The following is a 12,987-nucleotide window of genomic DNA, read 5'->3' as shown; positions in this document are numbered from 1 at the left end:
AGGTACCATGTCCCACCATATTCCCGCCGTCTCATGGGATCAGGCGCGCGAGCTGTTGCACGCCGCCGGCACACAGGCCGCCCCGGACACCAAGGCCGAGGCTCTTCCTCTCTTAGCGACGATTGACCATTACCTATCCGAAGACGTGCACGCCATGATGCCGGTGCCGCACTACAGCTCCTCCGCGATGGACGGCTACGCTGTGGCGGGCAACCCGCCCTGGCGTCTGGTGAGGCCTTCCTACCCGGAGGATTCTCGAGCCAATATTCACCGTCTCACCGTGCCGATTAGCCCGGGCGAGGCCACCCCGATTCTAACCGGCGGCCTGATTCCCGAAGGCACCGAGGCCATCGTGCGCGAGGAGCACACCAGCAACTACGAGGGAGCCGATTCCCTGGCCTCCGCCGATACCCGAGCCAGCATCCACTACCTGGAGATGGCTGAGGGATTTGAACCGCCCGCCCCCGGAACCGATATTCGTTTCGCCGGTGTGGAGCTACAGCACGGTGATTACCTGGCTCGCCACGGCGAGCGCATCTCCTCCCGCATGGCAGCGTTTCTGGGCACGAACGGTTTCGATGAGCTGCCCGTCTACGCGCCCATCCCGGTGCGTTGCGCTTTCACCGGTAACGAGGTGATTACCTTTGGCCTGCCCGACCCGGGTCAGGTGCGCGACGCTTTCGGAGGTTTCGTGGAGCACGCCATCGCCGCGGCCGGATGCGAGGTTCGCCCCTCGGCCCGCCTGGCCGACGTCGAGTCCGAATTCTCGACCTTCCTGACGACCTCCACCGCGCGCATCCTGGTGTTTACGGGCGGCTCGAGCACCTCGGGCGTGGACATGGTGCGTAAGGCCCTCAACGATTTGGGAGCGACCTATATCTTCGAGTCGGTGGATGTGCGTCCGGGCCACCCGGCCCTGGCCGCAAGCCTGCCGGTACCCGAAACCGGGCCGAACGCCGGTCACCAGCGTTTCGTACTGGGCCTTCCGGGTAACCCGTTGGCCGCCTATACGGCTCTCTACTCCTACCTGCCGCCTCTTCTGGCCGGCCTGCGCTCCATGCCCCTGCCCGCAGCAGACGCGGCCGTTCTTGCCGAGGATGTTCCCACGTTGCGCAAGGCTGTGACGACTCGCCTGGTGCCCGTCCGGGTGACCGAGGGCGTTGCCTATCCGCTACCGAAGTCGGCTTCGCACATGCTATCTTCCCTGGCAGCCGCCACGCACTTTGCGGTGCTCGACGATTCCACGGTAACCGGCGGGGCGCATCCTGCGGGTTCACGCGCGCGCATTATTCCGGTCTTCTAAGCCTGGGACACTTCATGCGGGGTGGGAAGGCTGGTTTCACCGTGGGTGTTATCGGCGTTCCCATCCAGCAGAAGGTATAGTTGATAGAGATATGTCAATCGTTTAGCATATCCTGTCTCAACCACAAAGGAGCCCCGTGGCAAAGCCCAAACTCAGCGACGTTGCCGCACTGGCGGGCGTCTCCCCCACCACCGTATCCCGAGTGCTCAACAACCGCGGTTACCTGAGCGAGGCCACCCGCACCAAGGTGCACGAGGCCGTCCAGCAACTCGGCTACCGGCCCAACGCCATCGCCCGAAGCCTGCAGGGTCAGCGTTCCCAGACGGTGGGTCTCATCTTCCCCACCGTGGCCAACCCCTTCTACGGAGAGATGGTGTACCAGCTCGAGAATCACCTGGCCGATGCCGGGTACAGGGTGATTCTCTGCAATAGCGAAGACCACCCCGAGCAGGAGAAGCGCTATCTCGATATGCTCTTCGCTAATCAGGTGGACGGCATCATCACCGGCGCCCATTCGGATGCGCTCGTGAACGTCCCGCATGCCCAGGCCCCCCTGGTGACGGTAGACCGTCGCGAGACCGGTTTTTACCCCAACATCCGCTCAGATAACTACGGCGGCGCACACGCGGCCACGGAGCACCTTATCGCCACGGGCGCCCAGACAATTGTGCACGTAACCTCAACCCTGGGCGAGCACAATGAGCGTCAGCGCGGTTACCGCGAAGCAATGCTCGATGCTGGCCTGACCCCCGAGTTTGTGGAGCTTGGCTTCCGCCCCTCCCTCGGCCTTAAGCGCGAGATGCTATACCGCTACCTGGACGAGCGAGCCGATAGCGCCGAGCCTGTGGATGCAGTGTTCGCCTCCAACGATAACTACGCCGCGCTGGCCCTGGGCTGGGCGCGCACGCGAGGTATCCGCGTTCCCGAGGATTTCCAGGTCATCGGCTACGACGGTACACAGACCGTTCAGCTGCTCATGCCGGAACTCGCAACCGTCATTCAGCCCATCGAGGGAATCGCTCGACGAGCCGTTCAGCGCCTGCTGGAGCTTATCGAAAGACAGGATGCATCGACCGCCTCCGCGGCACCCGCAGATTCGACTTCCGAGGGTTCCGCGTACCTTCCCGGGGATGTGCTGCCCATCGAGCTACACCTGGGGGCCACCGTGCGAACCATCCCCGATCTCTCGCTCGTGGAGCCGGACACCTCGGCACCGGACGAGCTGCAGTAGCTCTCCCCCGCTTTTCTTCCAAAGATTCGCCCCACCACTCCACATTTGTGGGGCGGTGGGGCAAATCTTTACGTTTAGGATCTTGTGGGGCTCTTGAGTAACCGAGTTACGACCGGGCCGTCGCGCTAGGCCTGACCGGCGGCACGGGCGACGACTTCCGCGGGGCCGATTGCGGGGTACACCATGCCGACCGCGTGAGCCTTCGGGAAGATACCTCCGAGAGGCCCCAGGGAGAGGAAGCCGCGACGCTCGTAGAGGCGAGCGCTGTCGTAGGTCGACGCTTCGAGGTAGGCCGGGTAGCCTTCAAGACGCGCGGTGCCGTAGTCGAGGAGCTTGCTGCCGATACCGCGGCCGCGTAGCTCCTCCAGCACGCCAATGTTGAAGAGATACCAGTGCTTGTACGAGGGGCGATACTTGAGCAGGTGCAGCTCCATCATGATGGCGCGAACCAGGGTAACCGGCCTCAGTCCACGGTAGTAGGCGCTAATCTGCTTGATTTCGTTGAGGAATGATCCCTCCTGGGACTCCGGGTTATTCCAGAGGCAGACGCCAACAATCTTGCCCGAGGAGTCATCCACGGCAACGTCGATTCGTCCGCGGTCCTTGAAATTACCGTAAACCTGCAGGGTCATAATAGCGCGGAGCTTTTCCATCTCCTTACGGCGGTTTTTGCCACCGATGATGGCCATCATGGCGGGGTCACCGTCAAAAGCCGAGATAAGCACCTCCACTACCTCCGAGTACTCGTGAGGTTCGGCGGTGCGGACGGTATAGGATTCCGAGGACATATTCACCCTTTACGAAAGCTTGAAGTCTACATAAATATTAGCTGTATTCCGTCCTCATGGCTAACGAATCGTGCCTAATCAAGACATTTTACATGCATATGCACAGACTCCCGGTAGTAAATATTGCACCATTATGCACAATTTATATGAATAGTTATTCACCCTTTCTATTTAGCCGCCCATAAAAAATTTGAACACCCCGCATTATTTCAAGGAAAAGATACGGGGTGTTCAAAAATGGAGAGTTTATCTACTCACTCTGTGTACAGACTATGCGTTAGCCTTAGCCTTCAGAACAACCTTCAGCACGGAGTCAGCGTTGGTCACAGCCGCGCCGGAATTCTGAGCGTCCTGCACCGACTCGGCCAGCTTCTTGGAGTTCGTGATAACCAGCGGAGTGGCCAGCGGGTAGCCGGCTGCCTTGATCGCGGGAATATCAAACTCAGCGATGACATCGCCGCGCTTGACGGTGTCGCCCTTAGCGACCTTCGGGGTGAAGTGCTTGCCGTCCAGCTCCACGGTGTCCATGCCGATGTGCATCAGCAGGTCCAGGCCGTCCTCGGTGCGCAGACCGTATGCGTGGCCGGTGGGGAAGGCGACGGTGATCTTGCCGTCAGCCGGTGCGTAGAGCTTACCTTCGGTGGGCTCCACTGCGGTGCCTGCACCCAGTGCGCCGGAGGAGAAGGTGGGGTCCTTGACGTCTACGAGAGGCACCACAGTACCCACCAGGTGAGCGCCCAGCTCAACGCCTTCGCCGGAGGCCTCGGCAGAAGCTACCGAGGGAGCCTCGGTGGAAGCTTCGGTAGCTGCGGGAACGGCAGGAGCCTCAGCTTCCTCAGTGTTGCCAGACTCGACCTTCTTGCCCCAGATGAAGGAGGCAACGAAAGCGATGACGGTGGTCAGGACGAGGCAGCCCAAGAAGCCCGGGATACCGGCACCGACGGTTGCTTCAATCGAGGGGAAGCCAAGGTAACCAGCAGCGCCCAGCTTACCCGCCTTAATTCCAAGGATAGAGGTAACCATCGAGCCAATACCCGCGGAAACGATTGCAATGTAGAAGGGCCAGCGCAGAGCCAGGTTCACACCGAACATTGCGGGCTCGGTAATGCCCAGGAATGCGGAGGGTGCGGCTGCCGAAGCAATACCCTTAATCTTCTTGTTCTTGGTGGTCAGTGCGACACCGGCTGCGGCAGCACCCTGAGCCACGTTAGACATGGAGGCAACGACGAAGATGAAGGAACCACCGGTTGCCCACAGGCTCATCTCGATGGGCGGGAATGCCTGGTGCATACCGGTCATCACGATGAATGCGTAGAAGGTACCGAAAATCAGACCACCCAGCGGGCCGGCAACAGTGTAAAGCCAGTTGATACCTTCACCCAGCCAGGTACCCAGCTGGAACATCGGCGGACCAACCAGCAGGAAGGTCAGGAAGCCGGTAATGAGGATGGTGAGGGTCGGGGTGAAGATGAAGTCGATGGTGCCCTTGAGGACCTTGTGGAAGAACTTCTCAATGTGGGAGAGGATGAAGGCAACCAGCATGATGGGCAGCACGGTGCCCTGGTAGCCCGCCTGCTGAACCTGCAGACCGAAGAGGTTCCAGTACTTCATCGGGTCGGTACCCTCGGCACCTGCCAGGGATGCTGCGACGTTGTAGCCGTTCATCAGGGCGGGGGAGACCATTGCGGCACCCATGGTCAGACCGAGGTAGGGGTTACCGCCGAAGACCTTGGTGGCGGAGAAGCCGACCAGCACGGGCAGGAAGGCGAAGGGAGCGGCGGAGAGCAGGTTGACAATGTCTGCAAAGTCAGCCCATTCGGGGAAAAGTTCAATAACAGCCTGAGGACCGAAAATACCCTTAGAGGTCAGGAGGCTATTGAGCGCCATCAGCATACCGCCACCGACCAGCACCGGGATCAGCGGCACGAAGATGTCGGCAATGGTCTTGATGAAGCGGGAGACAAGGTTACCCTGCTTCGCGGCGATGCTCTTGAGGTCATCCTTGGATGCCTCGGGTGCGCCAGCGGCAATCAGGTGCTTGTGCACCTCGTTGACGTCGCCGGGGCCGACGATAATCTGAAACTGGCCAGCGTTGAGGAAGCTACCCTTGAGATCCTCGTCGTTGTCGATTGCTGCCTGGTCGACCTTGTCCTGGTTCTTCAGGACGAGGCGAAGGCGGGTTGCGCAGTGCGCGGCTGCAACGATGTTGCCGGCGCCACCGACGTCCTTCAGCACGCGCTGTGCCACTGACTTGTGGTCCACGCTCGCTCTCCTTTGTTCGGAGCACCACCGGATGATGCTTTGTGAATGAGGTGAGATATGTCTGTGTGTGCATGTCATGCATATGTCATACGTTTGACATATCGGATGTAAGACATGGTATCACGCAGAATAACGCAAAGCGAGGGCCCACCCTCTCAAGAGAGTGAGCCCTCCGGCACATTTGTTCACTTTCCGCTCGGTCCGCACGAGCCTCAACCCGCGGACGAGCCACGGCGGGCCTAAAGGCGGCCGTACTCCAGGGACAGCACCTCGCCACCGGTCAGGCGGACGCGGCGCTTATCCCCCTTGAAGAAGGTGCGAGCCGTCATAACCTCTGCACCCATAGAGGCGGCCAGCTTGCCGCCCACGTACAGCTCAGTTGCCGAGCCGTCCACCAGTAGGTCGAACTCACGAATCTTCGAACGCTTCAGGCTGCGACGGCGCAGGCTACCACCCTCGGTGTAGCGGGTACCGCCGCGGTCCATCTGCACAAAGTCCTTATCCAGAACGATGCTCAGGGCCACGCCGTGAGTGTCCTTAATCTTGATCTTCACCCGTTCATCAGCCACGTTCACGCGGCCGCGCAGGCGGAAGGTCAGGGCGTTCTTCAGCTCGACGAGCTTGCCCTTCTCCTCCTCGCGGTACAGCGGCTTCATCTCCATCGCGTCGTTCAGCTGCGGAACCGGACGCTGGAAGAGCTTACCGTTGCGCAGGTGCAGCTCACGCGGGTAGGTGAACATGTGCACCCAGCGGTGGCTCCACGAGGGCAGGTCATCCTGATCCGCGTTGCCGAGCCAGGCGATCATCACCGGGGCATCGCCGCTTGCGGTGTGCGGTGCCTCCGGGTCGGCGCTCAGACCGGTGCCCGAGATGGTCTGCGGGGCGTAGAACTCGAAGCCCGCATCCAGCTCGGTGAAGGGGGTCTCCACCTTAAACTTGAGGGTCTTGTTATCCAGCGAGCCCACAATGTAACCGCTCTGGAAGATATTGTTGTACTTCTCCCCCAGCGGCTCCAGTCCCTGCGGGCTAAAGATCAGCACATCACGCAATTCGCCGGTCAGCTCATCGCGCATGCTCAGCAGGGAGGGGCACTCGTACATGTAGGTGCCCTTGAGGGTCTTATCCTTAATGCCCAGCTCACCGAGGAAGGTCCACTCGCGGCGGTCCTCGGAGGTGTACACGACCACGGCACCGGTCTTATCCTCGCGCTGAGCGCCGATGACCATCCACCAGCGACCGTCACGCTGGAACACGTGCGGGTCTCGGTAGTGGGCGGTGTAGCCCTCCTCGGGGCCGGAAATCAGCGGGGGCAGCTGACGAGTCGGCTTGGCGTCCTCACCGGCGGTGGCAAGAATCTGGTAGGTCTCGCGGTTGCCCTTGGAGTCCTTGACGTTACCGGTGTAGAAGAACTCAAAACCGCCGGGAACCTTAATTCCGGAACCCGAGTAGCAACCGTGCGAGTCGTAGCGGCTGTCCGGGACCAGTGCGGTGCCCTCATCGGTCCAGTGGGTCAGGTCCTCGCTCACGGCGTGACGCCAGTACACCATGCGCTCGGGGTGCAGGGGCGAGTATTGGTAGAAAGCATGGTAGCGCTTGCCGTCAAAGACAAGGCCGTTCGGGTCGTTCAGGCGGCCGACCGGAGGAGCCAGGTGCAGGGCGGGGTAGTCGCGATCTTCGCGAACTCCGGCACCAAAAGCATCCAGGATCTGCTGTGCCTCTGCCGCCAGGTCACGGGCGGGGCGGGGCGAGGACTTCTGATTCTTTTTCTTCTGCTCGCTCATGTCTTATCCGTTTTCGTCAGGAAGAATGTCTGGGTTGTCTCATCCCATCATACGGCACCCCGGAGCCCCGTACCGGGCCAAGGAGAGAGGCACCACAGAGGACGTTAAATGCCGCAGGGCGGCACATCCGTAAGGATGTACCGCCCGCGTAAGAATCGAGAAGAAGTCGATTACTTGAGGGTGACGGATGCGCCGGCAGCCTCGAGCTGCTCCTTAGCCTTCTCAGCGTCTTCCTTGGAAACGCCCTCGAGCAGGGTCTTGGGAGCGCCGTCAACCAGGTCCTTTGCTTCCTTCAGGCCGAGGGAGGTCAGGGCACGAACTTCCTTGATCACTGCGATCTTCTTGTCGCCAGCGGACTCCAGGACAACGTCGAACTCGGACTTCTCTTCAGCAGCCTCGCCTGCTGCGCCGCCTGCGACAACTGCAACGGGAGCAGCTGCGGTGACGTCGAACTCTTCCTCGAATGCCTTGACGAACTCGGAAACCTCAACCAGGGACAGTTCCTTGAATGCTGCAATGAGTTCTTCGATGGACAGCTTAGCCATTGTTTGGCTCCTTCACTATCTGTGCGGGTCGCCCCGCTGTGTAAATCTTGGGTACCCACCCCGTAGGGGTCGGTCAAACTAAGGGTGCGCATACGCTGTTGCGTTGTGCGCTGCTGAGTATCTCAGCGGCTGGTGCAGTAGCACGAAGGGGCTTATGCCTCCTCCGAAGCCTCCTCGGCAGCAGCGGGAGCTGCGCCTTCCTGCTCCTCCAGCTTGACGCGCAGTGCGTCCACAACCTGTGCGATGCGTGCGATGGCAGCCTTTGCACCACCTGCAACCTTGGACAGCAGAACCTCGCGGGATTCCAGGTCAGCGTAACGCTTGACGTCGTCCTCGGACAGAGCGGCACCTTCGTAGTAACCGTTCTTCACGATCAGCTGGGGGTTAGCCTTGGCAAAGTCACGCAGGCCCTTGGCAGCATCGATCAGGTCGCCCTTGATGAATGCCAGCGCGGAGGGACCGTGGAGGTGGCCTTCGAATGCGTCGATGCCAACTTCCTTAGCTGCGATAGCAGCCAGCGTGTTCTTCACCACGGCGTATTCGGTCTCTGCACCGAGTGCGCGACGCAGCTCCTTGAGCTGTGCAACAGTGAGACCGCGGTATTCGGTCAGGATGACTGCGTTCGAAGCTTCGAAGAGTTCCTTCAGCTCGGATACTGCAGCGATCTTTTCCTGAGTCGCCATGGTAGTTCCTTCTTCCGATTCTTGTAAGGTCGCCGGTAGAGCCTCGAAGCACTATTGCAAGCAATAAAAAATGCCTCGACGCGCAGGCGTACGAGGCACGATAGACGAAACCCTCAGGGTTTGCGTCTATTCACTTCGAGTCACCTACGCGGGCGGCGATTTCTTGAGGGAAATCAGCTCTTATCAGAACCCTGTTCTTAACCTCCACCAAAGTGGGGATAAAGGACATAGTTCTAGACCGGCGGTCTTTGGTTTGTTTATCATCTCAGGTTCTCGGGCAGGCCGCAAGTTAAAACAGGAAAATCCCGCCGTTAAGCGGGGTTAATCACTTAAAAGCTCAGAACCTCCGCCAACAGCGGGATTTACCAGCCTCAGCTCGACGTCGAAACAACACCGAAACTCGAGCTATCCGCCCAGGTAGAAGCGTTTGCCCCCGGAGAAGAGGAAGCACCGCTGCGGAGCAACACCCAGCTGCACATCGCTACCAATTGCGTAGGAGATTCCCCCGGCATCAGAGAGGAAGAATTCCAGCTCCTGACCGGCCGGCACACGCACCGAGTACTCAGCATTTTCAACATTCGAGGGTTCCACGGGATGACCGTCCGCCCCCAGCTGTTCCGAAGCCACAGGCAAAGTTGCGGTCTCACTCAGAGCCGCGCGGTAGAGCATACCGCCCACCAGGTGACGCTGCCCCAGAACCTGCGCCGACAGGACACCGTGCAATTGTTCGGATTCTCCCCCACCCAGTTCGTAGAAGGAGGAGGCGCGAATCACCAGGCGGCAATCGGCGGGCAGGGAATCCTCCGGTTCGATATCCAGCAGATTCAGCGCGGGGGCCGAAAGCAGCTTCGCCACCTGCAGGGTGTGAGGATAGTCCAAAAGACGACCCGGGGTATCCACCTGCACCAGGTAGCCGGAGTCCATGACCGCCACACGATGACCCAGCATGAGCGCCTCATTCTGATCGTGAGTCACGTACAAGCCGGTAAAACCGTAACGCTCGTGCAGGCGCACAATATCGGCTCGGATGCTCGCGCTCATCTCCTCGTCAACGCTGGCCAAGGGCTCGTCAAAAAGAACCACGGGAGCACGACGGATAAGGGCTCGGGCAATGCCCACGCGCTGGGCCTGACCGCCCGACAGCTGCGAAGGCTTGCGGTTCTCCAAGCCCTCAAGCTTCAGGGCTGCCAGCAGCTCGCGGTAATAGTCAATATCGGCCTCACCGGAAAAAGCATGCAGACGCGTGGGGAAGAGAATATTATCCTTCACGCTCAGGTGCGGGTACAGAATGGGACGCTGAAACACCACACCCACCGAGCCGCGCTCCAGAGGCTGACCGCCGTAGGTCACCCGACCCGTCGTGGGGTCCTCCAGGCCGGCAATAATGCGAAGAAGCGTTGACTTACCGGTACCCGAGGAACCAACCAGCGAAATCAACTCGCCGGGGTGCACATCCAGGTCAATCTCATTCAGAACCGTCGTACCGGCGCCAAAGGTCTTCGCGACGCCTCGAATACGCAGGCCCTCAAAAGGCTCCGCCGCGGCAGAAGAATAGGATGCAGAAGTCATTCCCCCATTATCGCCGAAACCCACCCACGGCATAGGCGCAGAAGATAAGCGCCGTCATACAACAGCACACTAACTTCACGCCGGCGCCTCACACGGGAACCTTAGTTCGGGCGCACCAACAGGCGTCCCTTCACAGCCAAGTACAGCGTGCCCGCCCACAGGAAAATCAAGAAAGCCGTACCCGCCACCGTTAGCGCAGGACCCACCAACCCCAGCGAGCCAGCAGCCGTCAAGCGAATACCGCTCGCCGCCATGGAAGCCATACCGAAGGAGAAGCCCCACATGCTCATCGAGAAACCACCCTCAAGAGTCCACGGGAGCAGACGCATCAGGAAAATCAGCTGCAAAATGCCGTAGCCGGTCAGCACCAGGAAGAACCAATCCACCGTGCCACCGTTAGCCGCAAGGTAGGCGTTACCACCCACAAAAGGCGGTGCCATCTGGATACCAATAATGCCGCGCTCCCCCTGCGGCAAGGGGGTCAGGGTGCGCAGGCGGCTCAGAATCGCGCCCTCAATGCTAAACCACGAAATCAGGCCCGCGCCGAAGAAGAGCATCGCCATATCATGCCAACCCACAAAGCCCATCGCCGTAGCAGTCGCGAAGTTTGTCGCAACCGTCGGCAGATACAGCACCGGTGAGGTTGCCTCAGGTGCATGCCCGCCACGCCACGTACCGGCAATACGATGAGAGGCGAAATACAACTGACCCACAGCGCCCAGCACAACCAGCGTGAGAGCCGGAACCTCCGCATACGGGTAGAGAGCCGCGCCCACCTGCGCCGTCGTCGCCGGAATCAGCGAAAAGAAGCAAGTACGCGCCGGATGCTCCCAAAAACTACACACCCATGCGCGGTACTTCACCACCGCGTGAACCAGGAAACCCACAAGGAGCAGCCACACCACGGCGTTAAAAGCCAGGATGCTCTCACCCACCCAGTCAGGCGCCATACCCTTCGAAGCACCAGTACGCCAGGCCGCACCCAGGGCCCCGGTGCCCAGTGCCACGGCAAAATAGTTGACCGGCAGGCTGAGGCCGCAACGGGCCAGCTGCGCGTTCTGGGTGGAAGAAGACATGGGTTCTATCTCTCGTCATAGATTGGGAGCGGATAGGAAGCGCTTGGGCTTCCTCCGCCATCGGTTTTAGAGGTGCCGGGGTAATCACGGCCAGGAGTTCATTCTACGTTTTAAGCCTATAAAAACTGGAAGTCCATGACGCACTTTAACTGACGCCGGTCACGCAATGTCTTGAATCTTCACACTGTGTTTTGAATCCTCACATAGACAAAATCATGCACAAAAAATCGCCCCCGACGCCTAAACGTCAGGGGCGATCACTAGCGAATGCTAGACGCTACAGGTGCATACCTTAGGCAGCAACGGAAGCCGGATCAACGGGGATACCGGGGCCGAAGGTGGTAGCAACGGTTGCCTTGGAGATGTAACGACCCTTAGCCGAAGAGGGCTTCAGACGGTTAATCTCTTCCAGTGCTGCCTGGAAGTTCTCCTCGAGCTGCTCAGCGGTGAAGGAAGCCTTACCGATGATGAAGTGCAGGTTGGAGTTACGGTCAACACGGAAGTCAATCTTACCGCCCTTGATGTCTGCAACAGCCTTTGCAACATCCATGGTCACGGTACCGGTCTTGGGGTTCGGCATCAGGTTACGGGGACCCAGGATCTTACCCAGGCGACCGACCTTACCCATCATGTCGGGGGTTGCAACCGCTGCGTCGAAGTCGGTCCAGCCGCCGGCGATCTTTGCGATCAGGTCGTCGGAGCCAACGAAGTCAGCGCCAGCTGCCTCGGCCTCAGCAGCCTTGGGGCCTGCTGCGATAACGACCACGCGAGCGGTCTTACCGGTGCCGTGGGGCAGGTTCACGGTACCGCGAACCATCTGGTCTGCCTTACGGGGGTCAACGGACAGACGCATTGCAACCTCAACGGTTGCGTCGGTCTTGGTGGAAGAGGTCTCCTTCGCCAGGGCGACTGCCTCGGCGGGGGTGTAGAGCTTACCCTCTTCAATCTTGGCTACAGCTGCCTTGTACGCCTTGCTGCGCTTTGCCATCTGCTTTTCTCCTTATGCAGTTGTGGTCTCGTGAGCCGCGCTCGGCTCTGCCACATCCCGTCACTCGACGGGCATTTACAAGTTCTGTGTAGAAAAATCTACGGTGCCGATCACTCGGCTATTCGGCGAACCGAAATTACTCGACGGTGATACCCATGGAACGAGCGGTACCTGCGATGATCTTGGATGCTGCATCCAGGTCGTTTGCGTTCAGGTCGGGCATCTTGGTCTCTGCGATCTCGCGCACCTGAGCCTCGGTCAGCGAGCCAACCTTGGTGGTGTGGGGAACAGCGGAACCCTTAGCAACGCCAGCAGCCTTCTTGATCAGCTGGGCAGCCGGAGGGGTCTTGGTGATGAAGGTGAAGGAGCGATCCTCGTAGACGGTAATCTCAACGGGGATGATGTTACCGCGCTGCGACTCGGTTGCAGCGTTGTATGCCTTGCAGAACTCCATGATGTTCACACCGTGCGAGCCCAGTGCGGGGCCGACGGGGGGAGCCGGGTTAGCGGCGCCTGCCTGGATCTGCAGCTTAATGAGGCCAGTGACCTTCTTCTTGGGAGCCAATGTAGGGTCCTTTTCTTAGCTGGGAACCGACGCACAGGAGCGTACGCCGGCAGGGTGATGACCGTGGCGCGGCCATCGGCGTGCGCGCACGAAAGCGTGACGTGCGCATACACAAACCAAAAGTTTAGCGTTAATCCGCCGCTTAATCCAGTGTTCACCGGTATTCGCTAATACCGGAGGCACGCGCCGGAACAAA

At 60.0% G+C, this 12,987-nt stretch carries 11 protein-coding genes; 2 read left to right on the top strand and 9 right to left on the bottom strand.

Going from position 1 to position 12,987, the window contains the following annotated elements:
* Positions 1-7: 7 nt before the first annotated feature.
* Positions 8-1,303, top strand: coding sequence for a molybdopterin molybdotransferase MoeA (locus HMPREF2674_RS00870; protein WP_049331865.1), 1,296 nt, complete (start codon positions 8-10; stop codon positions 1,301-1,303).
* A 136-nt stretch (positions 1,304-1,439) separates the two neighbouring features.
* A complete protein-coding gene (locus HMPREF2674_RS00865; RefSeq protein ID WP_070824571.1) occupies positions 1,440-2,534 on the top strand; it encodes a LacI family DNA-binding transcriptional regulator in 1,095 nt (364 codons plus the stop codon).
* Between the two features lie 125 nt (positions 2,535-2,659).
* On the opposite strand, the gene HMPREF2674_RS00860 is transcribed toward HMPREF2674_RS00865, so the two are convergent.
* From HMPREF2674_RS00860 to rplK, 9 genes are all read right to left on the bottom strand, one after another.
* On the bottom strand, positions 2,660-3,322 hold the full coding sequence (locus HMPREF2674_RS00860; RefSeq protein WP_049343264.1) for a GNAT family N-acetyltransferase: 663 nt from the start codon (positions 3,320-3,322) through the stop codon (positions 2,660-2,662).
* Positions 3,323-3,592: 270 nt separating this feature from the next.
* Positions 3,593-5,584: a PTS sucrose transporter subunit IIABC gene (locus tag HMPREF2674_RS00855; RefSeq protein WP_049343265.1), complete on the bottom strand. Its 1,992-nt coding sequence runs from the start codon at positions 5,582-5,584 to the stop codon at positions 3,593-3,595.
* A gap of 239 nt (positions 5,585-5,823) precedes the next feature.
* Positions 5,824-7,365 carry a glycoside hydrolase family 32 protein gene (locus tag HMPREF2674_RS00850; protein ID WP_049343266.1) on the bottom strand — a complete coding sequence of 514 codons (1,542 nt, stop codon included), beginning with the start codon at positions 7,363-7,365 and terminating at the stop codon, positions 5,824-5,826.
* Between the two features lie 170 nt (positions 7,366-7,535).
* The gene (rplL, locus tag HMPREF2674_RS00845) at positions 7,536-7,910 is read right to left on the bottom strand and encodes a 50S ribosomal protein L7/L12 (protein WP_049331852.1); all 375 of its coding nucleotides are present in this window, start codon (positions 7,908-7,910) and stop codon (positions 7,536-7,538) included.
* 152 nt (positions 7,911-8,062) lie between these two features.
* The gene (rplJ, locus tag HMPREF2674_RS00840; protein ID WP_049345752.1) at positions 8,063-8,593 is read right to left on the bottom strand and encodes a 50S ribosomal protein L10; all 531 of its coding nucleotides are present in this window, start codon (positions 8,591-8,593) and stop codon (positions 8,063-8,065) included.
* 405 nt (positions 8,594-8,998) lie between these two features.
* Positions 8,999-10,162 (bottom strand): ABC transporter ATP-binding protein, encoded by a 1,164-nt coding sequence (locus HMPREF2674_RS00835; RefSeq protein ID WP_049345750.1) that lies wholly within the window; start codon positions 10,160-10,162, stop codon positions 8,999-9,001.
* Between the two features lie 101 nt (positions 10,163-10,263).
* Positions 10,264-11,238 (bottom strand): TDT family transporter, encoded by a 975-nt coding sequence (locus HMPREF2674_RS00830; RefSeq protein ID WP_049343268.1) that lies wholly within the window; start codon positions 11,236-11,238, stop codon positions 10,264-10,266.
* A 292-nt stretch (positions 11,239-11,530) separates the two neighbouring features.
* Complete coding sequence (rplA, locus tag HMPREF2674_RS00825) at positions 11,531-12,226, bottom strand: 50S ribosomal protein L1 (RefSeq protein WP_049331841.1); 696 nt, start codon at positions 12,224-12,226, stop codon at positions 11,531-11,533.
* Positions 12,227-12,362: 136 nt separating this feature from the next.
* Positions 12,363-12,791, bottom strand: a complete 429-nt coding sequence (gene rplK, locus HMPREF2674_RS00820; protein WP_049331838.1) for a 50S ribosomal protein L11 — start codon at positions 12,789-12,791, stop codon at positions 12,363-12,365.
* Between the last annotated feature and the right edge of the window lie 196 nt (positions 12,792-12,987).

Source organism: Rothia sp. HMSC062F03 (assembly GCF_001836905.1).
Lineage (GTDB): Bacteria > Actinomycetota > Actinomycetes > Actinomycetales > Micrococcaceae > Rothia > Rothia mucilaginosa_A.
Note: the sequence above shows the minus strand (reverse complement) of the source record. Positions and strands in the feature narration are given on the sequence as shown.